Origin of the sequence: Variovorax sp. PBL-H6 (assembly GCF_901827155.1) — a bacterium.
In the GTDB taxonomy this organism is placed as follows: Bacteria; Pseudomonadota; Gammaproteobacteria; order Burkholderiales; family Burkholderiaceae_C; genus Variovorax.
Map to the genome: position 1 here is coordinate 4,506,149 of NZ_LR594659.1, position 24,418 is coordinate 4,530,566.

The following is a 24,418-nucleotide window of genomic DNA, read 5'->3' on the forward strand; positions in this document are numbered from 1 at the left end:
TCTTCCCTGTTCTAAGGCAACGGTATCAATATCTTGAAATCAGTCCGGCCCGGAACACTGTCGCACTCGATCACCCCATGGTGTTGTTGCACGAAAGTTTGTGCCAGCGTCAAACCAAGGCCTGTTCCGCCTTCCCTGCCCGACACGAGCGGATAGAAGATGCGGTCCTTGATTGCGTCCGGCACACCCGGTCCATTGTCGATGACATGCAATTCCAGTGCCAGTCGATACCACTGCTTGTTGAATATCACTTGACGCGCGACGCGCGTCTTGAAGGTGATGCGCGCGTCGCCCGCTGCCCGCCTCTCGGCGAGCGCCTGCGCCGCGTTGTGGACGATGTTGAGGGTGGCCTGGATCAACTGCTCGCGGTCGCCACGGAACTCCGGGATCGACACGTCGAAGTCGCGCTCGATGTGCAGGTCGCGCGGGAACTCGGCCAGGATGACCGAGCGCACACGCTCGCACACTTCGTGGATGTTGACATCGCCCACCACGTGCGGGCGTCGGTGCGGAGCGAGCAGGCGATCGACAAGCGTCTGCAGGCGATCGGCCTCGTGAATGATGACTTGCGTGTACTCCACCAGGTCGCGCGACTCCACCTCCATCTGCAGCAGCTGCGCCGCGCCGCGAATGCCGCCCAGTGGGTTCTTGATCTCGTGCGCGAGGTTGCGGATCAGCTCCTTGTTGGCCTGCGCCTGGTCGAGCAGGCGCTCCTCGCGGTCTTGCCGCGCCTGTTGCTCGAGCGGTGACATCTCGATGATGAGCTCACCCGCGCGGTCGCCCTGCGCGAGCGTCACCTGCACGGGCATGAGCTCGTGGTTGACGCGGCGCAGAAAAGCTTCGTAGCGCAGCGTGGCGAAGTCGTTGCTGCGGGCGCCATCGATGGCAGTGCGCAGCACCTGGGGTTCGTGAAAACAGGCGCCGAACTGCGAGCCTTCGAGTGTGCGGCGCGAGGTGCCCAGCGCGTCCTCGAGGCCGGCGTTGGCGAAGAGCACCGAGCCATCGGTGCGCACCACCGCGATCAGGGTGGAGAGGAGGTCGAAAGCCTGGAGGCGCCTGGCGGCGGCAGCGGACTTTCCAAAGGCCATCAGCGGGTGGCCGGAAGTCGGCCGATTTCCCGGCGGATGCCTGCGATGTCGCTCTCGTTGCGTGCGATGTCGGCCTTCATCTCGGCCACGCGGTCGAGGTACTTCTGGTAGTTGCGGGACTCGCTGCCCTGCTTCTCGGGCTCGCCGTTGTTGTAGTCCCTGAGCAGTTGAGCCTGGCGCTCTTCGGCCTTCTTGAGCTCGGACTCCAGCACCGAGCGGGCTTCGCCGTCGCGCGCGCGCTGGTCCACGCTTTCGACGCGCGGAGTGCCGGCCGGTGCCCGCACTGCGCCGCCGCCGCTGGGGGCGGCAGCCGCGACTGGACGGCTACCCTGCACCACCGTCACGTTGCCGCCTTCCATCACCTTGCAGCCGCGCTGCTGGGCGACGGTCGCGTTGTTGGTGTATTCGTTGCCGCAGCGCCAGACACGTTCCTGCTGCGCCTGCACCTGCATGTGGATGCTGACCGCTGCCATGGCGGCCAGCAGGTAAACGGAAGAAGTCTTCATGATCATCGTATGGAAGTGGGCACCCGGATGGCATTTTCATGCAATTCGACAGCGCTGCCACGGAAGGGCGTGACCCCAGGAAAAAAGGACGGCAAGCCGTCCTTTATTTCACTGAAAGGCCCGCCGCTCGGGCGATGCCCTTACAAGGAGTAGTACATGTCGAACTCGACCGGGTGCGTGGCCATGCGAAAGCGCGTGACTTCCTGCATCTTGAGGTCGATATAGGCGTCGATGTAGGCGTCGGTGAACACGCCGCCCTTGGTCAGGAATGCACGGTCCTTGTCGAGATAGTCGAGCGCCTGGTCGAGGCTGTGGCACACGGTCGGGATCAGCGCGTCTTCTTCCGGCGGCAGGTGGTAGAGGTCCTTGCTGGCGGCCTCGCCCGGATGGATCTTGTTCTCCACGCCGTCCAGGCCGGCCATCAGCATGGCAGCAAAGCCCAGGTAGGGGTTCATCATCGGGTCGGGGAAGCGCGCCTCGACGCGGCGGCCCTTCGGGTTGGCCACGAAGGGGATGCGGATCGAGGCCGAGCGGTTCTTGGCCGAGTAGGCCAGCTTCACCGGGGCTTCGAAACCGGGCACCAGGCGCTTGTAGCTGTTGGTGCCGGGGTTGGTGATGGCGTTCAGCGCACGGGCATGCTTGATGATGCCGCCGATGTAGTGCAGCGCGAAATCGCTCAGGCCTGCATAGCCGTCGCCGGCGAACAGGTTCTTGCCGTCCTTCCAGACCGACTGATGCACGTGCATGCCGGAGCCGTTGTCGCCGACGATCGGCTTGGGCATGAAGGTGGCGGTCTTGCCGTAGGCGTGGGCCACGTTGTGGATCACGTACTTCTGCAGCTGGACCCAGTCGGCACGTTGTATGAGCGTGCTGAACTTGGTGCCGAGTTCCATCTGGCCGGCGTTCGCCACTTCGTGGTGATGCACTTCGACGGGGATGCCCAGCGACTCGAGCACCAGGCACATCTCGGAGCGCATGTCCTGGAAGCTGTCGACCGGCGGCACGGGGAAGTAGCCGCCCTTGACGGCAGGGCGGTGGCCCGTGTTGCCGTGCTCGAACTCCTTGCCGGTGTTCCACGAGGCCTCTTCGGACTCGATCTTGACGAAGCAGCCGGACATGTCGTTCTGCCAGCGCACGCCGTCGAAGACGAAGAACTCGGGCTCCGGGCCGAAGAAGGCGGTGTCGCCCAGGCCGGAGGCCTTCATGTAAGCCTCGGCGCGCTTGGCCAGCGAGCGCGGATCGCGCTCGTAGGGCTTGCCATCCGTAGGGTCGACCACGTCACAGGTGAGGATGAGGGTGGTCTCTTCGAAAAAGGGGTCGATGTTGGCCGTGTTCGGGTCGGGCATGAGCAGCATGTCCGAGGCCTCGATGCCCTTCCAACCGGCGATCGACGAGCCGTCGAAGGCGTGACCGTCGTTGAACTTGCCCTCGTCGAAGTGCGAGACCGGCACGGTCACGTGCTGCTCTTTGCCGCGGGTGTCGGTGAATCGAAAGTCGACGAACTTGACCTCGTTTTCCTTGACGAGTTTCAGTACATCGGCGACGGTCTTAGCCATCAGGCTTCTCCTAGGATTGGTAGTGGTTGGAAATCAGCAGGATCGAGAATGCAGTTTCTGTGCCATTGTCAGGGCCAGAAAGGGGCGCCCAGTCTCCAGCGGTGCACCCAAAAACAGGCAAGTTGTAACCAAGTTGGTGCCAATCGAACTAACGCACCAATTCAGGGCCAAGACGTGCATCAAAGCCGTGCAGGCCTTCTAGAAGTTGCGCATAAGCAGCATCGACGCGGGCGGCCTCGCCCTTGACGCCGAGTTCGATGTGACGGCCATGTTCGGCGTGGTCGACACTGGGCAGGCTGAAGACCTTGATGCCAGGATGCGTGCGCTCGACGGCTTCCATCAGCGGCGTGAGCGTAGCTTCCATGGCTCCGAAGACGATCACCGATTTCTCGACCGAGCGGCCTCGGGCGAACAGGTGGCCGTAGCGCTCGTCGAGGACCGACTCGATCATCGGCCAGGCCATGACGGGAAAGCCGGGCACGAAATGCACGTCGGCCACGCTGAAGCCGGGGATCTTGTTGTAGGGGTTGCGGATGATTCTGGCCCCGAGCGGGAACACGCCCATGTTGAGCCGGTGGATGTTGTCGGGACGATCGGGCTCGTAGACGGTGCCCTGCTCGCGTGCCGTGTCCTGCATGCGCTCCCGGATCAGGGCCTCGGCCTCGGGATGCAAGGCAAGCGGCACGCCCAGCGCCGCGGCCGCGCACTGGCGCGTGTGATCGTCGGGCGTGGCGCCAATGCCGCCGGTGGAGAACACGATGTCGCCGGATGCAAAGGCGCGGCCCAGCGCAGCAGTGATACGGGTCGGCTCGTCGCCGACGTATTCGGCCCAGGCCAGTTGCAGGCCGCGCGCGGCGAGCAGCTCGATCAGCTTGGGCATGTGCTTGTCGGCGCGCTTGCCCGAGAGGATCTCGTCGCCGACGACGAGCAGGCCGATGAAACCGGTCATGGGGCACCCCATTGGGTTGCGACCGCGCGGGCATCCGCCGCTTCGGCCGCCGTTGTGGGAAAGGCCGCCGCCGCACGCTTCGCCCGGAGCTGGGCCAGTGCGTCCAGGCAGTAGTGCGAGAACCAGAGCGCGGAGAACGCGAACACCAGCGTGTAGATCCAGATCGCGAGCGGCGCCAGCACGAGGAAGGCAGCGACGAAAAGCAGCCCGGACGCCCAGACGATGCTGGGCGCGGCGCCAAGATAGCCGCACAGCACGCCGATGCCGAGCAGCGGCAGCCGGTGGGCGCGCAGCAGCGTCGCACGTTCCTCGGAGCTCGCGTGCTCGGAGAGGGCGTCGAAGCTCATCACGCGGTACGTCAGCCAGCCCCAGATCAGCGGCGGCAGGATCAGCACCAGCGGCGGGATCAGCCAGAGCGGCATGGAGACCACCAGCGCGAGCAGTGCCAGCACCGTGAGGCCCAGCGATCGGAACACGCTTCCGAGAAAGGAAGCGCCTTTCTTCTGCTCCAGCGAAGGGAAGCGGCGCTCGGCCACCAGTCGCGTCAGCGCCGGGGCCATCAGGCCGGAGACGACCAGCAGTGCCACCACCACGATCAACGGCGTCGCGGCGATCACCACCACCATTGGCGCGACCACGGAGGTGACGTCGCTGGAAAAAAGCCGCCCGATCCAGCCCCAGAAGCTGGCCAGCAGCGGCCAGGCCTCGAGCGCCTCGCGCGTCCAGGCGACTGTGGCGTCCCAGTAGAAGTAACCGAGCAGCGCCGCCAGCAGCACCATGAGCCCGAGCGGGAGCAGCGACAGCACGATGACCCGCGGGTGCATGCAATAGGCGACCGATCGCCAGAAGGAGTCGAGGAGGAGACGCATCGGGGGCAGAGGATAACGCCAGCGCGTGAACGCGGGTTCAGTGACCCCGGTGGAATGAGCGCGCGCGGCTGCTCGGAAGGCACATGGCAGGTAGCCGAAAGCGAAGGTGCTCCGCTGAGCCCCTGCTCAGCCGCGGCCGACCAGCCGCTTCAGTCCCAGCCACTGCTGCGACCAGAAGCCGCAGCCGTACTCCCGCAGGCGGCCCTGCGCATCCGGCTCGACTTGGTCGCGCACGCCCGTCGGGTCGTAACGCTGCTCGAAATTGACGGTGCAAAAGAGCATGTCCCACCAAGGCAGCAGCACGCCGAAGTTGTGGCCGCCGAGCGTGCGCGGGCCTTTCGACTCGTGACCGATGCCGATACTGTGGTGCAGGCGATGAAAACGCGGGCTGATCCAGAGCCGCTCGCCGAGGGCACCGAAGCTCCAGCGCAGATTGGCATGCTGCAGGCTCTCGCTCAGCTGAGTGAAGGCAACAATGGCGATGAACTGCCCTGGCGCCACGCCGATCAGCTGGGCCACCACGACGATGATCGAGTCGTGGATGAGATCATCGAGAAGGTGGTTGCGGTTGTCGCTCCACATGGTCATCTGGCGCTGCGAGTGGTGCAGCGAATGCAGCGCCCACCACCAGTTGAAGCGGTGCTGTCCACGATGGATGAGGTACTCGACGAAGTCCAGCACCACCAGGTAGATCGCGAAAGCCACCCAGGGGATGTCGGTCAGCCCGGGCCAGAACTGGTCCAGGTGAGCGGAGCCCCAGCCGGCCGCCCGAACCGCGCCGAGCATCTGGTCGAACAGCGGATCGATCGCAAAGAACATGGCCAGGCGAAACAGGCCCAGCCGATGGATCAGCGTGTAGAGGATGTCGGTGCGGATGGCCGGCCGGTCGATGACCGGCTCGGCCGGGCGCCAGCGCTGCAGCGGGCCGATGAGCGCGAGCAGCACACCCATCTGGATCAGCCCCACCAGCAGCCAGCCCGTGGCATCGAAGGCGTCCTCGACCCAGCCGCCGAGACCCACGGCGTAGACCAGCGGCTGCACCGCAGCTTCGAAGAGCCACTGCTGTACGTTGGCGAAGATGTCGGTCAGCCAGTCCATCGGCACAGCGTCACGCCAGTCAGCGATGCGACGCGATCCAGGCACGATACGCCGGATGCTGGCGAAGCGTCTCGAAGCAGAAGCCCTTGGCCTTGAGCCCGACGATCAAGGGCTCCAGCACTGCCGGCGCCCACGGGTCCTTGCGCGACCAGATGCCCAGGTGCGCGACCAGGATGTCGCCGGGTTGAATGCGGTCGAGGGCCTGCTGCAGGAGCTTCTCGTTGCTGAACTTCTCGCTCGGCAGCTCGTCGCCCAGGAGGCCGGCCGGCGACCAGCCCACATGCTCATAACCGCAGGCCTTGGCCGCCGCCAGCAGTGTGGGCGAGGTCTTGCCGCCAGGGGCGCGGAACAGTGGCAGCGGTTGCTTGCCGGTGATGTGCCGCAGGCGATCGGACGCTTCGGCGATGTTGGCGCAGTACTGCTGCGCATCCCAGGTGAACTCCCGCCCGGCGAAGGCGCCGGAAGAGGGCTGGATGCGAAAGCGCGGGGCGGTACCCTTGATGTCACCGCGCCAGTAGGCGTGGTCGTAGGTGTGGGAGGCGAACTCGTGGCCCTCGGCCGCCCTCGCCTTCCACCATGGCGCCCATTGATTGTCCAGGCTGTCACCGCCCGTCTGGGTGCGCTCGGCAGCGGCGAAGAAGGTAACACGCACATCCTGGCGCTTGAGGACATCGGCCACGAGTGGGGCCACGCCCATGTGGCCGGTGTCGAAGCTCATGTAGACCGGCTTGGCACAACTGCCCTGCGCGAGCGCGCTGGCGGGAGCGAAGGCCGCTACAAGAAGGAAGGAAGCGGCCGCAGCCTTAGCGCTTTGCATGATCCAGGGTCCAGACCCCGTGCGGCGAGCGGCCGACGGGCACTTGCCTGACCACCTTGCGGCCCGCCAGGTCGATCACGCTGAGCTTCTTGGCCCAGCGCGAGGTCACGTAGAGCGTCTTGCCATCGGCCGAGACATCCATGCAGTCGGGTCCGCCAGGCACTGGATAGGTATCGCCGACCTGCAGTGTCTGCAGGTCGATGCGGCTGATGCTGTTGGCCACGCGGTTGCTCACGAAAACGCTGCGGCCGTCGCCGGCCGAGCGGAACGCATGGGCGCCCTTGCCGGTCAGGATCTTGCCGACGGGCTTGGGCTGCGGCCCCGCGACGTCGAAGACTTGCACGCCGTCGCTGCCCGTGAGCCCCACCAGCAGGGTCTTGCCGTCGTGGATACCGAAAATGTCGGCAGGCATGGGACCGGTGGGGGTTCGCCAGCGGATGGTCTGGGTGGCAAGGTCGACGGCGACCAGTTCGTCGCTGTCCTGCATCGACACGTACGCGGTGGTGCTCTTGCCGTCGATCCAGATGTGGCTGGGCGTCTTGCCCGAGGAGATGCGCTTGACCAGCTTGGGCTCCTTGCCGTCCCAGCGGTAGATGTCGACGTGGTTGAGCCGGTTGCCGGCCGTGACGAACCACTTCATGTCGGGCGAGAAGCGCAGGTGGTACGGATCGATGATGCCGTACACCACGCGCTGGACCTCCGCGGTGCGTGGATCGAGGAAGGTCAGCGAGTCGCCACCCGAGTTGGCGACGATCAGCGAGCTCTCGTCGGGGGAGAGGTAGAGATGGTGCGGCTCCTTGCCGGTCGGGATGCGCTGCTTCTCGCTCCAATTGGACGGATCGATCACGCTCACCGTGGCATCGAGCGAATTGAGCACGAAGACCGGCGGCGGCTCGGCGGCCACGGAAGGCAGCACCAGGCAGGCAAACAAAAAGGCCGCAAAGACGCGGCCTGGGACGGAGAACTTGAAGCGCAAGGGGGACGTTCCGGAAGCAGGCTTCGAATTTTAACGATCGATCCTGTTCAATGGCTGACCGGCGCGTGCATTTCGCAGAGCCTCGACCTCGTCCGTTTCGAGCCACCGCCATTGGCCAGGCGCCAGGTCTTGCGGCAATGCGAGTGGGCCGATGCGGGACCTGTGCAAGGTCTCGACCCGATTTCCCACGGCAGCGAGCATGCGCTTGACCTGGTGATACTTGCCCTCCGTCAGCGTCAGCCGAAGCTGCAGCGGGCCGGCGGCTTCGCAAGCCGCTGCCCGCACCGGCTTGGGATCGTCGTCGAGCACCACGCCGGCCAGCAGACGTTCGAGCTGTCCGGGATCGATCGGATGCTTCGTGCCCACCTCGTAGATCTTCGGCACATGGTGCTTGGGGGAGCCCATGCGGTGGATGAACTGGCCGTCATCGGTCAGCAGAAGCAGCCCGGTGGTGTCCTGGTCCAGGCGCCCGATGGCCTGCACGCCCTGCACCGCGCCCTTGTTGGGCCGCTGGCGCAGGGGCGCCGGGAGCAGCGTGTAGATGCTGGGATAGGTCGAGGGCTTCTGCGAGCATTCGGTGCCAGCCGGCTTGTGCAGCATCAGGTAGGCCTTCTCGTGGTATTCCCACGCGCTGCCCTGCACGATGAAACGCAGGCCCTGAACCTCGAACTCCGTGGCCGGGTCAGTGACCGCCGTCCCATCCACCTGCACGAAGCCTTGTTGGATCAGCCCGGCGCAAACGCGCCGGGTGCCGAAGCCCTGCGTATAAAGGATCTCCTCGATGCGCATCAGTAGCCGAGGGCGAGCCCGGTGTTGCGGCGCGGATCGTTGGCGCCGTAGAAGCGGTTCTTGCCTACCGGCTTGCCGCCCAATGCAGGGGCGCCAACGATGATCGCTGCCACGTGGTTGGCCGGCTGGGGCACTCCGAGGTTGTGTCCCATGTCGGTCAATATCTTGCGGGTGTCGGGACTGAGCGCGAACGTCTCGACATTGGTCACATCGGGCAGCCACTGCTGATGGAAGCGCGGCGCATCGACCGCCTCCTGCACGCTCATGCCGTAGTCCACCACGTTGAGGAGGGTGTGGAGGACCGCCGTGATGATGCGGCTGCCACCCGGCGTACCGACCACGAAGACGGGCTTGCCGTCCTTGGTCATGATGGTCGGGCTCATCGAGGAGAGTGGCCGCTTGCCCGGAGCGATGGCATTGGCTTCGCCCTGCACCAGACCGTAGAGGTTGGGCACGCCCACCTTGGAAGTGAAGTCGTCCATTTCGTTGTTGAGCAGCACGCCGGTGCCGGCCGCGGTGACCTTGGCGCCGAACCAGTCATTGAGCGTGTAGGTCACGGAGACTGCATTGCCCCACTGGTCGACGATCGAATAGTGAGTGGTGTTGCTGCCTTCATGCGGCGGCACGCCGGGCTTGAGATCCTTGGAGACGCCGGCCTTCTTGGGATCGATGACCGCGCGAATCTTCTCGGCATAGCCCTTGTCGAGCAGGCGGTCGAGGGGGTTCTTCACGAAATCGGGATCGCCCAAGTAGCTGTTGCGGTCCATGTAGGCGTGGCGCATGGCCTCGATTTGGTAGTGCACCGCCTCGGCCGAGCGGAAGCCTAGGTCCTTGAGCGGATAGCCCTCGAGGATGTTCAGCATCTCGCAGATCACCACCCCACCGGAACTCGGCGGGGGCGCCGAGATCACGCGGTAGCCCCGATAGTCGCATTCGACCGGCGCCAGCTCGCGCGTTGTGTACTGGTCGAGGTCGGCCTGGGTGATGATGCCCTTGCCCTGCTGGCTCGACTTGACGATGGCCGCACCGACGGAGCCCTTGTAGAAGCCCTCCGGCCCCTTCTGGCTGACGGCCTTGAGCGTTTTTGCCAGGTCCTTCTGCACCAGCTTCTGCCCGACCGCGAAGGGCTCGCCCTTGTTGAGGAAGATGGCGCCGCTTGCCGGGTCTTTCTTGAACTCGGCGCTGGCTGTCGCGAGCATGTCGATGTCACCTTGCTCCAGCGTGAAGCCACGTTCGGCCAGCGCGATCGCAGGCGCAATCAGCGCAGCGCGCTGCAGCGTGCCGTACTTCTGGCGCGCCAGCTCGAGGCCTGAAACGGTGCCCGGAACACCGACCGCAAGATGGCCAAGCGTGCTCAGCCCCTTGACCACATTGCCGTCCTTGTCGAGGTACATATTGGCGGTTGCCGCCAGCGGCGCCTTTTCGCGGAAGTCGAGGAAGGTCTTGCGGCCGTCAGCCAGTTGCACAGTCATGAAGCCGCCGCCGCCCAGGTTCCCGGCCGCCGGATAGACCACTGCGAGCGCGTAGCCCACCGCCACCGCCGAATCGATGGCGTTGCCCCCGCGCTTGAGCACATCCACGCCCACCCTGGTCGCCAAATGCTGGGCACTCACCACCATGCCGTTCTCGGCCGCCGCAGGCGCCTGTGAAGCGGCATGCAATTGAGCCGCTGCGGCAAGCGCCAGGGCCGCCAACACACCGCTACGCGCTGCCGTGGTCCATATGGGTTGTTTCACCGAGATCTCCTTTTGGCAAAGGAGTGCATCATGCCTCGATCAGCGCCTTTCGACGAAGGTCGCGCAAGGCCAGGGCGACCTGCCGCTGCGTGAATTCGCGCAGCGCCGCTTCTTCTGTCAACGGCTTCTCGTCCTTGATGAAACGCAGGCGTCCCGCACGGGCCTCGGCAGCCAGGTGCTGTGCCAGTGCGTCGTGCGAATGCTTGCCGTCGAGCAAGGGCAGCAAGCAACGCTCGAGCAAGGAGAGTCCCACCAGTTCGTGCCATTGGTTGCAGGCGACGGCCGTTGGTCCCGCACTCAACGCGAGACCTCGTGCATTGCGCGTTACGTCCGCCGCCCGCGGAAAGGCCGACACCGCGACGCTCGCCTGCGGCGGCGTGCGCCGGATGCGCACCGCGCCGAGGATCAGCAGTTCCTCGAGCATCGCCATGACCGGCGGCTCCACGGCAGCGCGGGGCTCGCCGGTGCGTGCCGAGACCGCGGCGATCAGCGCATCGATCGGCATGCTCGCCGGGTATCGTTCATCGAGCATCTGAGCCACGGCCTTGTGAACTGGTAGTCGCAGCGTGACCTTGAGGTTGCGTATCGCGCGGCAGACCTGCTCGCGCGCATCGAGCGTGAGCACCTCGCCGTCTTCGGCCGAGAAAACACCGGCGTACTCGAGTCCGCGGATGCGTGCGGCGTCGAGGCGATAGCGAATGTCCCCAGCACGCTCCTGCTTGACCAGAAGCGTCTGTCGAAAGGTCCTGTTGACCAGGAAATCCAGGTACTGCTCCATCATGATCTGGCTGCCGCCGCATTCGCGCAGGAGGGGATCGCGCACCTTCTCCCCGTAGTTCTGGACGAACATGGTGGAGGGCTCTGCGTCGGCCAGATAGCTGAGGCCGTGGGCGCCGGCGCGTGCAGCGAATTCCTTGAAGTAGCAAGGCGCGTTGTGCGGCTCGAGGAACTCGTGCAGGAGGTAGTACGCCCCCGAGTTGCGCACGATCGGCATGTTCTCTTCCAACGTCTTCTTGAGCACGCTGTCGGGCCGTGCCGACTGCTCCAGGAACTCGAGCATGCCGCGCGCGTAGGAAAGCTTTTCGTCGGGTTCGTCGCGCGGCGCGCCCCGCAGGATCATGGCATCGCGCACGATCTCGCGCGCCTTCCAGCCCGGGTACACGTTGTAGCTGATGTAGGCCACGCCTTCGGGCGCCAGGTTTTGCGAGCAGATGCGCAGGATCGCGTCTTGCACCGGCGCCGGCACCCAGCTGTAGACGCCATGGCAGATGATGTAGTCGAACTGGCCGAAACTAGCGTCGATGCCCGTGATGTCCAGGGCGCGGAGTTCGATGTTCTTCAGTTGCGCTCGGTCGATGGCTGCCTGACCCTGCTGTATCTGCACCGAGGACAGATCCACGCCCGTCATCGACGCCTCCGGATGGCGGGCGGCGATGGGGATCAGGTTTCCGCCGGCGGCGCAGCCCAGTTCGAGCACGCGCGCTTGCTTGATCGGCGGTGTGGGGAGGCCGAAAAGAAACGCGAGCGCCTCCAGGTGCTCGACCGTCGATTGCGGAAAGGGATGGGACTCGTATGGAACGACATCGTAGTAGTTCGAGGTCGTGGGCGTGGTCGATGATTCCATGTGTATCCTCCAGCGCGCCGGCCGCGGATGTCTCCGGTGCCTGCCGGAAGGCCGATCCCCTCCGGCTGCAGGCGCGAGCGAGGCGGACTATAGCCCGCGTGCGACACCGCGCGAGGAACGAGAAAGAAAGAACCAGAATTTGCAGTCGGCCCCGTTGCTAGTCGTTGCGAGTGGGCGCCGTGAGCAAATACACCGCGAGGTCAGCGAGACCGTGCGACAAGCCATACATGTGCTGGTACTGGAGTATTTGCCGCGCGACGAGTTGCAGGCGGGCGTTGAAGCCAGGATGGGGCTTCTGCTCCAGCAAGGGAGGCATGGCCGGGAGATGGTCACCGTATCGGAATGGCTGCATGATGGGTTGAACATCGCCGCGCTGAAACTCCAATGCCATGCTCATGCGAGGGTGCTCGGCAAACTCGCTGGTCGGGCCGCCCCAGTGCATGACGCACTGATTCCAGACCAGGTAATCGCCGGGCTTCGCTGGCAACGCGCGCGCCGCGAAGACGGGCATCGGCGGCTCGGGCATGCCCAAGGGGGTGCTGTAGCCGGGATCCATATGCTTCGGCACGATGTACATGCAGCTGTTGAGCGGGTTCGCGTCGGACAAGGGAATCCAGCAGGTGAGCGAGAGCGGTGAACCATCCGCGGCGAGTGAGCTGTGGCGATTGTCACGGTGTGGCTTCCAGCCGGTCTCCCCCTTTTTTGGATCGACGTGCCATGCCCAGAACGCCGGCAACGGCTTGAACTCGGCGCCCAGGAAGTGCGCGAGCACGGGTCGGAGACGCGCGTAGCAAGCCCACGGCTCGTCGTAGACCCACGCGAACACGGCCGGCAGCCCCGCAGCGACGCAGCGCTTCACAGCCTCGCCCACGCGTGGCGCCAGCTGCTCGATCACCTCATCGCAGTCGTCGAAGTAACCGTCATTCGACATCCGCTGCCCGAGCCGTTCATAGCTCTGCCGCGGCGCGGTGCCGGCATCCGACCGCATCCCTCCAACGCAAAGTTGTGGCGCGAGCGAGCGCCAGAAGCTGGCATCGCACAGGTCACTCCAGGTGACAGCCTGCACAGAAGATGAAGTGATTGTCATTGTGTGCCTCCCAGAAATGCGCGCCGGCCCGACAGAACCGCTCGGCGCGGCATCGTACTTGAAGGGTGCATGGAGACAATGACCGATGTCCGACCGCCTGGGGCAAACCGCGACATCGTGAACGCAAAGAGAACGTCTTTGCAAGTTGAATGGTGGAGCTGGGGGGATTTGAACCCCCGTCCGCAAGCCTTCTTCGCGCAGATCTACATGTTTAGCGATCTGTTTTGAGTCTCGCCACCGGTGTCGCGCAGTCGCACGCTACACCGGCCGCCAGTACCCTTGGATCTCGCCTTGATCCAAGGTACCCGGATCAAGGCCAGCCGACGTAGATTATCTTTGCAGCCGGGAGGCGCGGATTGCTCCGTGCCCCCTTGCCCAGCCCATCGGCGTGCTGTTGCAAAGCTCACCGGCAATTAAGCGGCGAGTGCGAAACGTTCGTCGTTTGCAGTTAGTTTGTTTGAATCTGTTTTACGAGCGCATTCAGCTCGACATGCCCCGCTGCGATTCCGAACCCACGTCGAAACCAGTGCAGCCCCAAGCAGGTATTTTAGGTCTTTTCCAGTAGTTGCAAGAGCTGCAGGGGCGATTCGATGGCCGCGTCGGCTTCCCAGCGCGTGAGGTCTGCGTCTGCACCCATGTAGCCGTAGGCTGCGGCTACGGTGCGCATGCCCGCGGCCCGCCCAGCTGCCATGTCGCGCTCATCGTCGCCCACGTAGATGCAGCGCTCAGGCGGCACGCCGAGTCGACGTGCCGCCTCCAAAAGGGGCTCGGGATGCGGCTTGGCATACGGGGTGGTGTCGCCGCTGACGATTGCACGCGCCGTGGCGAACAACGGCATCGCACGCGTGAGCGGCTCTGTAAAGCGGACCGACTTGTTGGTGACCACGCCCCACTGCAGGCCCTGTGCGCAAAGCGATGCCACTAACTCAGCCACGCCCTCGAATACCCGCGCGCGCATCATCCGAGCTTCATAGTTGAGGAAAAATTCCTCGCGCATGGGCGCGAAATCCGGCACGTCGGGCGTGATACCAAAGGCCACCCCCAGCATCCCTCGCGCGCCAGCGCCGGCCATCGGGCGATAGCGCTCCAGCGGCAGCGAGGCCAGCCCGCGGTCGGTGCGCATTTGATCGGCAGCGGCGCCCAGGTCGGGTGCACTGTCGATCAGCGTGCCGTCCAGGTCGAACAAGACGGCTCTGGTCCCGGCAGTAGAGATCATGAATGGGGCGCCGGGGGCTTGCGGGTCGCAAACATGTAGTTGACGCTGGTGTCGTCGCTGAGCCAATAGCGGCGCGTGAGCGGATTGTGCTGCAGACCGCGTGTCTCAAGCAGCTCGAGCCCCGCAGCGCGGCAGTGGGCAGCCAGCTCGCTCGGCCGGATCAGTTTCCGGTACTCGTGCGTGCCGCGCGGCAGCATGCCCAGCACGTATTCCGCGCCGACGATTGCCAATAAAAATGACTTGAGGTTGCGATGGATCGTCGAGAAGAAGACCCAGCCACCCGGCTTGACCAGCTCGGCGCAGGCCTTCACGACCGAGGACGGCTGAGGCACGTGCTCCAGCATCTCCATGCAAGTGACGACGTCGAAGTTCCCTGGCTGCTCGGCGGCCAGCGCCTCGGCGCTGATCTGGCGATACGTCACACCACGGGTTGCAGCTTCCAGCGCGTGCAGTTGAGCCACCTTGAGGGCCTTGTCTGCCAAGTCGATGCCAAGCACCTCGCCGCCGCGCCGCGCCATCGCATCGGAGAGGATTCCACCGCCGCAGCCCACGTCAAGCACCCGGCGCCCTGCTATGGGCGTGATACTTTCGATCCACTCGAGGCGGAGTGGATTAATTTCATGGAGCGGCCGGAATTCGCTTTCCAGATCCCACCAGCGGTGAGCCAGATCAGAAAATTTAGCGAGTTCCGCTGGATCGGCGTTCACTGTTTCGGTCATATGCGGATTATGAAACGACGCGAATTGCCTTAACCCAGGCTCGACGAATCCGCATCGCATTTGCCCATTAAAAAACCCCGCCGAGGCGGGGTTTCTTTTGAGGATTCTTGCGAATCAACGGTTCGCGCGGGTACCGACCACTTCGATTTCCACGCGGCGGTTCTTGGCGCGGCCTTCCTTGGTGCGGTTGTCGGCGACCGGCTGCTTCTCGCCCTTGCCTTCGGTGTAGACGCGGTTGCGTTCGATGCCCTTCGAGACCAGATAGGCCTTGACGGCTTCGGCGCGGCGGACCGAGAGGCGTTGGTTGTAGGCGTCAGTGCCGATCGAATCGGTGTGGCCGACAGCGATGATCACTTCGAGGTTCACGTCGCGGATCTTCGAGACCAAGTCATCCAGCTTCGCGCGGCCTTCGGGCTTGAGGACGGATTTGTCGAAGTCGAAGAAGGCGTCTGCAGCGAAGGTGACCTTCGAGGCTGCAACAGCCGGAGGAGCCGGCGGAGCAGCGGGTGCGGGCGCAGCAGGGATCACGGCAGCGGGCGGCGGCGGCGGCACCAAGGCGCCATCGCAGCCAGCGGCAGCAGTAGCAGGCGTCCAGTTTGCATCGCGCCAGCACAATTCGTTCGTGCCGTTCTTCCACACCAATTCGCCGGTACCGTTTTGCCAGTTGTCGATGACTGGGCCACCATTTGCGGCGGTGACACGGGTCTGCGCGCCGGCGGCAGTGGCGAGCGCAGCGACTGCAAACATCATCGCCACTTTATTCAGTTTCTTCATGGTTCTCCTCTTGGGGAAAAAGCCGCAGCCGCGCTGCGAATCAAGGACGCTTTAAGTGACCACCACCCAAAACGTTGAGGCGATTGTGCCATGGGATCTTTCGCAAACCGCCCGGCAGGCGCCCCTGAACCGTAGGACGGAGGCGGAATCCAGGCCTTGTGTTGCGGCGGTGCGACACCCTGCACGGCGTAAAATTTCCGGTTCCCTGCCGTCAGCCCGCTGCCCATGACCTCGTTCGCCAAAGAAACTTTACCCATCAGCCTCGAAGAGGAAATGCGCCGCAGCTATCTCGATTACGCCATGAGCGTGATTGTGGGGCGGGCCCTCCCCGATGCGCGCGACGGCCTCAAGCCGGTGCATCGGCGCGTCCTGTACGCGATGCACGAACTCAACAATGACTGGAACCGTCCTTATAAGAAGTCGGCACGTATCGTCGGCGATGTCATCGGCAAGTACCACCCGCACGGTGACCAGTCGGTCTACGACACCATCGTGCGGCTGGCCCAGGATTTCTCGATGCGCCACATGCTGGTCGATGGACAGGGCAATTTTGGATCGGTCGACGGTGACAACGCGGCGGCGATGCGCTACACGGAAATCCGGCTCGCGAAGATTGCGCATGAAATGCTGGCCGACATCGACAAGGAAACTGTCGATTTCGGTCCGAATTACGACGGCAGCGAGAAAGAGCCGCTGGTATTGCCAAGCAAGCTGCCAAACCTGCTGGTCAATGGTTCAGGCGGCATTGCTGTCGGGATGGCGACCAACATCCCACCTCATAACCTGAATGAAGTCGTCGACGGCTGCCTGCACCTTCTACGCCACCCGGACGCCAGCATCGACGACTTGATGGAGATCATCCCGGCGCCCGACTTCCCAACGGCCGGGATCATCTACGGTGTCAACGGCATCAAGGACGGCTACCGTACGGGCCGCGGCAAGGTGGTGATGCGCGCCAGGTGCCACTTCGAGGAGATCGACCGCGGCCAGCGGCAGGCGATCATCGTGGACGAGCTGCCCTACCAGGTCAACAAGAAGACGCTGCAGGAGCGCATGGCCGAGCTGGTCCACGAGAAAAAGATCGAGGGCATCAGCCACATCCAGGACGAGTCCGACAAGTCGGGCATGCGGCTGGTGATCGAGCTCAAGCGCGGCGAGGTGCCCGAGGTCGTGCTGAACAACCTCTACAAGCAGACTCAGCTCCAGGACACCTTCGGCATCAACATGGTTGCGCTGGTCGATGGCCAGCCGAAGCTGTGCAACCTGAAGAACCTGGTCGAGGTGTTCCTGCAGCACCGGCGCGAAGTCGTGACGCGCCGCACGGTCTTCAACCTGCGCAAGGCACGCGAGCGCGGCCACGTACTTGAAGGCCTGGCGGTTGCGCTGGCCAATATCGACGAGTTCATCGCCATCATCAGGAACGCGCCGACGCCGCCAGTCGCCAAGGCCGAGCTGATGACGCGCCGCTGGGACAGCAAGCTCGTGCGCGAGATGCTCACGCGCACGCGCGCCGACGGCGGTACCGTCAATGCCGACGACTATCGCCCGGACGGGCTGGAGCGCGACTTCGGGATGAGCTCGGACGGCCTCTACCGTCTTTCGGACACGCAGGCCCAGGAAATCCTGCAGATGCGTCTGCAGCGCCTTACCGGCTTGGAGCAGGACAAGATCGTGGCCGAGTACAAGGAAGTGATGGCCGAGATCGACGATCTGCTGGACATCCTGGCCAAGCCCGAGCGCGTCTCGACCATCATTGGCGACGAACTCGCCACACTCAAGCAGGAGTTCGGGCAGACCAAGCCGGGCGCACGCCGCAGCCAGGTCGAGCACAGCGCCTTCGACCTGTCCACCGAGGACCTGATCACGCCGACCGACATGGTCGTCACCCTCTCCCACGCCGGCTACATCAAGAGCCAGCCGCTTGGCGAGTACCGTGCGCAGAAGCGCGGCGGGCGCGGCAAGCAGGCGACAGCCACCAAGGAAGACGACTGGATCGACCAGTTGTTCATCGCCAACACGCACGACTACATCCTTTGCTTCTCGAACCGCGGCCGGCTCTATTGGCTCAAGGTGTGGGAGGCTCCGGCGGGTTCGCGCGGCTCTCGCGGGCGGCCGATCGTCAACATGTTCCCGCTGCAGGAAGGCGAGAAGATCAATGTCGTGCTGCCGCTCACGGGCGAGAAGCGCACCTTCCCGGCCAACCAGTACGTCTTCATGGCGACCTCCATGGGTACGGTCAAGAAGACAGCGCTCGACGAGTTCAGCAATCCACGCAAGGCAGGCATCATCGCGGTCGACCTGGACCCGGGCGACTACCTCATTGGCGCAGCGCTGACCGACGGCGCGCACGACGTGATGCTGTTCTCCGACGGTGGCAAGGCCGTGCGCTTCGACGAGAACGACGTGCGACCCATGGGCCGCAACGCGCGCGGCGTACGCGGCATGACGCTGGAGGACGGCCAGGGCGTGATCGCCATGCTGGTGGCCGAGGACGAGCAGCAGAGCGTGCTCACTGCCACAGAAAATGGTTACGGAAAACGCACAAGCATTACCGAGTACACGCGTCACGGCCGCGGAACCAAAGGCATGATTGCCATCCAACAAAGTGAGCGCAACGGAAAGGTCGTGGCTGCCACCCTGGTGCACGCCGACGACGAAATCATGCTCATCACCGACAAGGGCGTGCTCGTGCGCACCCGCGTCTCCGAAATCCGCGAACTCGGCCGCGCAACGCAGGGCGTTACGCTGATCGGGCTCGACGAAGGCGCCAAGCTCAGCGGCCTGCAGCGCATCGTCGAGAACGACGCGAATGCGGAAAACGACGACGGCGCCGACGACGCTACTTCAACATCTTCAACGGAGAACCCTCAGTGAAAAAAATCAAGTTCGCGCTCCTCGCGGTCGCGCTCGCCGGCAGCTCGGCGGCCATGGCCCAGGACAAGCCGGCAATGGTCAAGCAGTTCCTCGATCTGCAGCGCCCCGGCATCGAGGCGCTCGCACGCGGACTGGTCGAGCAATCCAGCGCCCCCATCGCGCAGGCCGGCTCGCAATACCTGCAGACGCAAGTCCCCGCCGAGAAGCGGGAGGCCGCCGCCAAGGCTGCCGACGCCGAGCTCAAGAAGTACTTCGACGACGCCTACCCCATCGTGCGCGACAAGGCCGTTGCGCTCGCGCCGGACGCGCTAGGCCCGATCCTGCGAGACAACTTCAGTGAAGAAGAACTGCGTCAGCTGCTGGCCTGGATCAACTCGCCCTTGAGCAAGAAGTACCAGGAACTCAATCCCAAGATGCAGACCGCACTCACGGAAAAGCTGGTGGCCGAAACCCGCTCCAGCATCGAGCCGAAAATGCGCACGCTCGACGCCAACGTCGCCAAGGCCCTGGGGGCTCCGACCGAAGGCGCACCGCCCGCCAAGTCGGCGCCCAAGGCGCCCGCGAAGAAGTGACGACCGGCGCGGGTCGGCGCCCGTACAACTTCTCCGCTGGCCCAGCCGCGATGCCGGAGCCGGTGCTGCAACGCGCCGCCGCCGAGATGCTGGATTGGCGGGGTAGCGGCATGAGCGTGATGGAGATGAGCCATCGCGGCAAGGAGTTCGGCGCGATCTGCGCCCAGGCCGAAGCCGACCTGCGCACGTTGCTCGCCGTGCCCGAGCAGTTTCACATCCTCTTCATGCAGGGCGGCGGCCTGGGAGAGAACGCCATCGTTCCGATGAACCTGTCGCGCGGCGGAAACGTCGACTTCGTGATCACCGGCAGTTGGAGCGCCAAGTCGCAGAAGGAAGCGCAGCGCTACTGCCACTCGCGCGTTGCGGCCTCGAACGCCGACGGCCAGCACACACGGCTTCCCGCGCCTGCGACCTGGCAGCTCTCGGCCGACGCCGCATACGTGCACCTGTGCTCCAACGAGACCATCCACGGTGTCGAGTTCCAGGAGCTGCCCGACCTGGCGGCGCTGGGCAGCAAATCCCCGCTGGTCATCGACTTCTCCTCGCACGTGGCTTCGCGTTCTATCGACTGGAACCGCGTCGGCCTGGCTTTCGGCGGCGCCCAGAAGAACCTCGGCCCGGCGGGTCTCACGCTGGTGATCGTGCGAGACGACCTGCTGGGGCATGCGCTCGATATCTGTCCGAGCGCCTTCAACTACCGGATCGTTGCCGACAACAAGTCCATGTACAACACGCCGCCGACGTGGGCCATCTACATTGCCGGACTCACCTTCCAGTGGCTGCGGCAACAAACCGAGGGCGCGCTGACCGGGGTCGCGGCGATGGAACTACGCAACATTGCCAAGGCGCAGCTGCTGTACGACTTCATCGACCGCTCGCCGTTCTATGAGAACCGGGTTGCGCCCGACTGCCGCTCGCGCATGAACGTGCCCTTCTTTCTCAAGGACGAGAGCCGCAACGAGGCTTTCCTCGCGGGCGCTCGCGAAGCCGGCCTGCTGCAGCTCAAGGGCCACAAGTCGGTCGGCGGCATGAGGGCCAGCATCTACAACGCGATGCCGTTGGAAGGCGTGCAGGCGCTGGTGGGCTACATGCGAGAATTCGAGCAGTCCCACGCGTAGAGATGCGTGCGACCTGACCGATGACCGCTTCCACGCCCCAACCTTCCGATTCCGATCCTTCCGCCAGCCTTGCCGATCTGCGGGTGCAGATCGACTCGCTCGACCGGCAACTGCTCGATCTGCTCAACCGACGCGCTCACGTGGCGGAGCAGGTGGGTGAGGTCAAGAAGCGCGAAGGCACGCCCTACTTTCGGCCCGACCGCGTTGCGCAGGTGATCGAGAAGATGCAGCAGAGCAACCAGGGCCCGCTCAAGGCGCTGCATGTGGCCGCCATCTGGCGCGAGATCATGTCGGCCTGTCTGGCGCTCGAGTCGCCGCAGCGCGTCGCCGTGCTGGGCCCCGAGGGCACCTTCTGCGAGCAGGCGGCCATCGAGTACTTCGGCGGCGCCGCGGACCTGATCTATTGCGCCAGTTTCGACGAGGTCTTTCACGCCACGGCGGCTGGCAGCGCGCAATACGGCGTGGTCGGTGTCGAGAACACCACCGAAGGCGTGGTCACACGGTCGCTTGACCTGTTCCTGCATTCTCCGACCCACGTGGTTGGCGAGGTCAGCCTGCTGGTGCGGCACCACCTGCTGCGCACGGTCAATTCGCTGGAGGGTATCGAGGCGGTCCTCGCGCACCCGCAGGCGCTCGCGCAGTGCCAGACATGGCTGTCCAAGCACCTGCCGCATGCAGAGCGGCGTGCCGTCTCCAGCAATGCCGAAGGCGCCCGCCTCGCTGCCGGCAACCCTGCCTGGGCCGGCCTGGCCAGCGAGCGGGCGGCCACGCGCTACGGATTGCACATCGTGTCGCATGCAATTCAGGACGACTCGTACAACCGCACCCGCTTCGCGGTCATCTGCTTGCCGCAGACCCTCGCCATGCCGCCGGCCTCGACCAAGGACTGCACCAGCCTGGTGGTCTCCGTGCCCAATCGGCCCGGCGCCGTGCACGACCTGCTGGTACCGCTGAAGGTCAACGATGTTTCGATGACGCGCTTCGAGTCGCGCCCCGCACGCACCGGCCAATGGGAGTACTACTTCTACATCGATCTCGACGGCCATCCTTCGCAGCCCAACGTGGCCGCCGCCCTTGCCGAACTGCGCAAGCTCTGCGCGTTCTACAAGGTCATCGGGGCCTACCCCGTCACTGCCTGAGGCCGCCGCCATGTTCGAACAGCTCGGCTTGATCGGCTGCGGCCTGATGGGCGGCTCCTTCGCGCTGGCGCTCAAGCGCGCCAAGCTGGTGAAGCGCGTGGTCGGGTACAGCAAGTCGCCTTCGACGACCGAGCGTGCCCGGCAGCTGGGCGTGATCGATGTCGCGGCGCCCTCCGCATTGCTCGCCGTGTCGGGCGCCGATCTGGTGCTGATCGCGGTGCCGGTCGGCGCCTCCGAAGCCACCTTCAAGGCGATTCGCCACGGCATCACCGAGCAGATGCTCGTGATGGACGTGGGTTCGACCAAGGGCGACGTGATCGAGGCGGCGCGACGCGGCCTGCACGATCAGTTCGCCAGCTTCGTTCCTGCGCATCCGATCGCCGGCAAGGAGGTCGCCGGCGTCGAGCATGCCAATGCGGGACTCTACGCAGGCCGCCAAGTGGTCCTGACGCCCGTCAAGGCCACGCTGCGTTCGAACGTGCAGCGCGCGACGCAGGCTTGGTCCGGAATCGGTGCCAAGGTCGTGACCATGACGCCAGACGCGCACGACAAGGCTTTTGCGGCCGTCAGCCACCTTCCCCACCTGCTCGCCTTTGCCTTCACCAATGCCATCACGGGGCAGCCCGAAGGTCAGCGCTTTCTGGAGCTGGCCGGCCCCGGCTTTCGCGACTTCACGCGCATCGCTGCAGGTGACCCCGCGCTGTGGCGCGACGTACTGCTTGCCAATCGCGAGCAAATACTGCAGCAGTCAGAGGCCTTCCGCGCAGCCCTCTCGCAGCTCGAAGCCCTGATGAGCGCTGGCGATTCGCAGGCACTTGAAGAAGCTATCGCCGCAGCGAGTGCTGCCCGTGCACGATGGCAGCCTGGCGCCGGCGTATCGCCCGACTGACCATGTTCTCCACGCCCTTCCTCGACCTCCCACCGCTCGCGGGTGCCGGCGGCACCGTGCGTCTGCCGGGCTCCAAGAGCATTTCCAACCGGGTACTGCTGCTGGCGGCGCTCGCCAGCGGCACGACCACCGTACACGACCTGCTGGACTCGGACGACACGCGGGTGATGCTCGATGCCCTCGCCGCGCTCGGCTGCCGCATCGATCGCGCGGGCGCCGCGCTGCGCATCGAGGGCCTCGACGGCCGGCTCCGCACCTCCGGTGCCAAGCTCTTCCTCGGCAATGCCGGCACCGCGATGCGACCGTTGACAGCGGCGCTGTGCTTGCTCGGGGGCGAGTTCGAGCTCTCCGGTGTGCCGCGCATGCATGAGCGACCGATCGGCGACCTCGTCGATGCGCTGATGCAGCTCGGCTGTCGCATCGACTACCTCGGCAATCCCGGCTATCCCCCGCTGGCCGTCCATCCGGTTCCACTCGACGCGCTCCAGCTTGCCGCGCCGATTCGCGTGCGTGGCGATGTATCGAGCCAGTTCCTGACTGCCTTGCTGCTGGCGCTGCCCCTTGGGACGGCGACATCAGGCGGGCTGGCCGGGGGGCGCGACATCACGATCGAGGTGGTCGGTGAGCTGATCTCCAAGCCCTATGTCGAGATCACGCTCAACCTGCTGTCACGATTCGGCATCGAGGTCCGGCGCGAGGGCTGGGAACGCTTCGTCATTCCGGCCGGCAGCCGCTACCGCTCGCCCGGAGACATCCACATCGAAGCCGATGCCTCCTCGGCCAGCTACTTCATTGCGATCGGCGCAATTGCCGAGGGCGAAGGCCTCCGTATCGAGGGCGTGGGCGCGGACTCGATCCAGGGTGACATCCGCTTCGTCGAGGCGGCACGGCAGATGGGCGCTCGGGTCGAGAGCGGCCCCAACTGGCTGGCGATCTCGCGCGGTGCCTGGCCGCTCAGGGCCATCGAGCTCGACGCCAATGACCTCCCGGATGCCGCGATGACGCTGGCAGCCATGGCGCTGTACGCCGATGGCCCCTGCCTGCTGCGCAACATCGCAAGCTGGCGAGTCAAGGAGACCGATCGCATCGAGGCCATGGCGTGCGAGCTTCGCAAACTGGGGGCCATCGTCGAGGACGGCCCCGATTTCCTGCGCGTGCATCCTCTGCGTGCGGCTGACTGGCGTGCCGCGAGCATCCGTACCTACGACGATCACCGGATTGCAATGTGCTTCTCGCTGGCCGCCTTCAATCCGCGCGGCCTGCCCGTGCGCATCCTCGAGCCGCACTGCGTCGCCAAGACCTTTCCCGACTACTTCGAGACCCTTTTCTCGGTGGCCAAGGCGACCGAGGTGCCGGTGATCTGCATCGACGGCCCCACCGCATCGGGCAAGGGAACGCTGGCCGTTGCAGTAGCGTACCAACTGGGCTACCACTATCTCGACTCGGGCACGCTCTACCGGGTGACAGGCCTCGCGATGCGCCGGAGCGGACTCGAGGCGGACGCGGCGCACGAATCACGCATCGCCGAACTCGCGCGCAACCTGCCCCTGCGCTTTGCAGACGGCAAGGTGCTGTTGGCCGGCGAGGACGTCACCGACGCCATCCGTACAGAGGCGGCGGGCATGGACGCGTCCCGCGTTTCCGCCCTTCCGACGGTGCGACAGGCCCTGCTGGCGCTGCAGAAGAGCTTCCGCCGCCTGCCTGGCCTGGTGGCCGACGGCCGCGACATGGGCACGGTCGTCTTTCCCGATGCCGCCCTGAAGGTCTACTTGACCGCGAGTGCCGCCCAGCGCGCGGAAAGGCGGCATAAGCAATTGATTTCAAAGGGTATTTCGACTACACTCGCCGGTCTTCGCGCCGACCTCGAAGCGCGTGACCTTCGGGACTCCTCCCGCAGTGTCGCGCCATTGAAACCGGCGCCTGATGCCCGCCTCCTGGACAACTCCACTCTCTCGGTCGAGCAATCGGTCGAGCAAGTGCTTGCCTTGTGGCAGGAAGTACAGCCTTTCAAGTCCTCTTGAG

21 protein-coding genes and 1 other RNA gene are annotated in these 24,418 nt (G+C 64.9%); 6 read left to right on the plus strand and 16 right to left on the minus strand.

Features of this window, described 5'->3' with window-relative positions; genetic code table 11:
- Window positions 1-11: 11 nt before the first annotated feature.
- The 16 genes from glnL to ompA all read right to left on the minus strand — a co-directional run bounded on the left by glnL (window position 12) and on the right by ompA (window position 15,804).
- Window positions 12-1,088 (minus strand): nitrogen regulation protein NR(II), encoded by a 1,077-nt coding sequence (gene glnL, locus G3W89_RS21320; RefSeq protein ID WP_162576044.1) that lies wholly within the window; start codon window positions 1,086-1,088, stop codon window positions 12-14.
- Window positions 1,088-1,594, minus strand: coding sequence for a hypothetical protein (locus G3W89_RS21325; RefSeq protein WP_162576045.1), 507 nt, complete (start codon window positions 1,592-1,594; stop codon window positions 1,088-1,090). The genes glnL and G3W89_RS21325 overlap by 1 nt, the downstream gene beginning before the upstream one ends.
- A gap of 140 nt (window positions 1,595-1,734) precedes the next feature.
- Entirely contained in the window at window positions 1,735-3,150 is a 1,416-nt protein-coding gene (glnA, locus tag G3W89_RS21330; RefSeq protein WP_162576046.1) for a type I glutamate--ammonia ligase, read from the minus strand.
- A 148-nt stretch (window positions 3,151-3,298) separates the two neighbouring features.
- A complete protein-coding gene (locus tag G3W89_RS21335; protein WP_162576047.1) occupies window positions 3,299-4,099 on the minus strand; it encodes a competence/damage-inducible protein A in 801 nt (266 codons plus the stop codon).
- Window positions 4,096-4,968 carry an EI24 domain-containing protein gene (locus tag G3W89_RS21340; RefSeq protein WP_162576048.1) on the minus strand — a complete coding sequence of 291 codons (873 nt, stop codon included), beginning with the start codon at window positions 4,966-4,968 and terminating at the stop codon, window positions 4,096-4,098. Before G3W89_RS21340 ends, G3W89_RS21335 begins: the two co-directional genes overlap by 4 nt.
- 126 nt (window positions 4,969-5,094) lie before the next feature.
- Entirely contained in the window at window positions 5,095-6,066 is a 972-nt protein-coding gene (locus G3W89_RS21345; RefSeq protein WP_162576049.1) for a sterol desaturase family protein, read from the minus strand.
- 19 nt (window positions 6,067-6,085) lie between these two features.
- Window positions 6,086-6,883, minus strand: a complete 798-nt coding sequence (locus G3W89_RS21350) for a polysaccharide deacetylase family protein (protein WP_162576050.1) — start codon at window positions 6,881-6,883, stop codon at window positions 6,086-6,088.
- The gene (locus tag G3W89_RS21355; protein WP_162576051.1) at window positions 6,870-7,859 is read right to left on the minus strand and encodes a YVTN family beta-propeller repeat protein; all 990 of its coding nucleotides are present in this window, start codon (window positions 7,857-7,859) and stop codon (window positions 6,870-6,872) included. The genes G3W89_RS21350 and G3W89_RS21355 overlap by 14 nt, the downstream gene beginning before the upstream one ends.
- Before the next feature lie 30 nt (window positions 7,860-7,889).
- The gene (locus G3W89_RS21360; protein WP_162576052.1) at window positions 7,890-8,648 is read right to left on the minus strand and encodes a pseudouridine synthase; all 759 of its coding nucleotides are present in this window, start codon (window positions 8,646-8,648) and stop codon (window positions 7,890-7,892) included.
- The gene (gene ggt, locus G3W89_RS21365) at window positions 8,648-10,267 is read right to left on the minus strand and encodes a gamma-glutamyltransferase (protein ID WP_174258332.1); all 1,620 of its coding nucleotides are present in this window, start codon (window positions 10,265-10,267) and stop codon (window positions 8,648-8,650) included. Before ggt ends, G3W89_RS21360 begins: the two co-directional genes overlap by 1 nt.
- Window positions 10,268-10,412: 145 nt before the next feature.
- Entirely contained in the window at window positions 10,413-12,008 is a 1,596-nt protein-coding gene (locus G3W89_RS21370) for a methyltransferase regulatory domain-containing protein (protein WP_162576054.1), read from the minus strand.
- Window positions 12,009-12,165: 157 nt separating this feature from the next.
- Window positions 12,166-13,095, minus strand: coding sequence for a phytanoyl-CoA dioxygenase family protein (locus G3W89_RS21375; RefSeq protein ID WP_162576055.1), 930 nt, complete (start codon window positions 13,093-13,095; stop codon window positions 12,166-12,168).
- Window positions 13,096-13,245: 150 nt separating this feature from the next.
- Window positions 13,246-13,631, minus strand: a transfer-messenger RNA (tmRNA) gene (ssrA, locus tag G3W89_RS21380).
- Window positions 13,632-13,642: 11 nt separating this feature from the next.
- Window positions 13,643-14,311 (minus strand): HAD family hydrolase, encoded by a 669-nt coding sequence (locus tag G3W89_RS21385; RefSeq protein ID WP_162576056.1) that lies wholly within the window; start codon window positions 14,309-14,311, stop codon window positions 13,643-13,645.
- Window positions 14,308-15,030 carry a bifunctional 2-polyprenyl-6-hydroxyphenol methylase/3-demethylubiquinol 3-O-methyltransferase UbiG gene (ubiG, locus tag G3W89_RS21390; protein ID WP_162576057.1) on the minus strand — a complete coding sequence of 241 codons (723 nt, stop codon included), beginning with the start codon at window positions 15,028-15,030 and terminating at the stop codon, window positions 14,308-14,310. Before ubiG ends, G3W89_RS21385 begins: the two co-directional genes overlap by 4 nt.
- 114 nt (window positions 15,031-15,144) lie before the next feature.
- Complete coding sequence (ompA, locus tag G3W89_RS21395; RefSeq protein WP_162576058.1) at window positions 15,145-15,804, minus strand: outer membrane protein OmpA; 660 nt, start codon at window positions 15,802-15,804, stop codon at window positions 15,145-15,147.
- Window positions 15,805-16,029: 225 nt separating this feature from the next.
- Between ompA and gyrA the strand changes: the two genes are divergently transcribed.
- Genes gyrA through G3W89_RS21425 form a run of 6 tightly spaced genes read left to right on the plus strand, consistent with a single transcriptional unit; the run spans window position 16,030 to window position 24,417 of the window.
- Entirely contained in the window at window positions 16,030-18,678 is a 2,649-nt protein-coding gene (gene gyrA / locus G3W89_RS21400; protein ID WP_162576059.1) for a DNA gyrase subunit A, read from the plus strand.
- Window positions 18,675-19,250, plus strand: a complete 576-nt coding sequence (locus G3W89_RS21405) for a DUF2059 domain-containing protein (protein WP_162576060.1) — start codon at window positions 18,675-18,677, stop codon at window positions 19,248-19,250. Before gyrA ends, G3W89_RS21405 begins: the two co-directional genes overlap by 4 nt.
- A gap of 50 nt (window positions 19,251-19,300) precedes the next feature.
- Complete coding sequence (gene serC / locus G3W89_RS21410; RefSeq protein ID WP_162577586.1) at window positions 19,301-20,368, plus strand: 3-phosphoserine/phosphohydroxythreonine transaminase; 1,068 nt, start codon at window positions 19,301-19,303, stop codon at window positions 20,366-20,368.
- A 20-nt stretch (window positions 20,369-20,388) separates the two neighbouring features.
- Window positions 20,389-21,507: a prephenate dehydratase gene (pheA, locus tag G3W89_RS21415; protein ID WP_162576061.1), complete on the plus strand. Its 1,119-nt coding sequence runs from the start codon at window positions 20,389-20,391 to the stop codon at window positions 21,505-21,507.
- A gap of 10 nt (window positions 21,508-21,517) precedes the next feature.
- On the plus strand, window positions 21,518-22,396 hold the full coding sequence (locus G3W89_RS21420) for a prephenate dehydrogenase (protein WP_162576062.1): 879 nt from the start codon (window positions 21,518-21,520) through the stop codon (window positions 22,394-22,396).
- 2 nt (window positions 22,397-22,398) lie between these two features.
- Window positions 22,399-24,417: a bifunctional 3-phosphoshikimate 1-carboxyvinyltransferase/cytidylate kinase gene (locus G3W89_RS21425; RefSeq protein ID WP_162576063.1), complete on the plus strand. Its 2,019-nt coding sequence runs from the start codon at window positions 22,399-22,401 to the stop codon at window positions 24,415-24,417.
- The last annotated feature ends 1 nt before the right edge of the window (window position 24,418 follow it).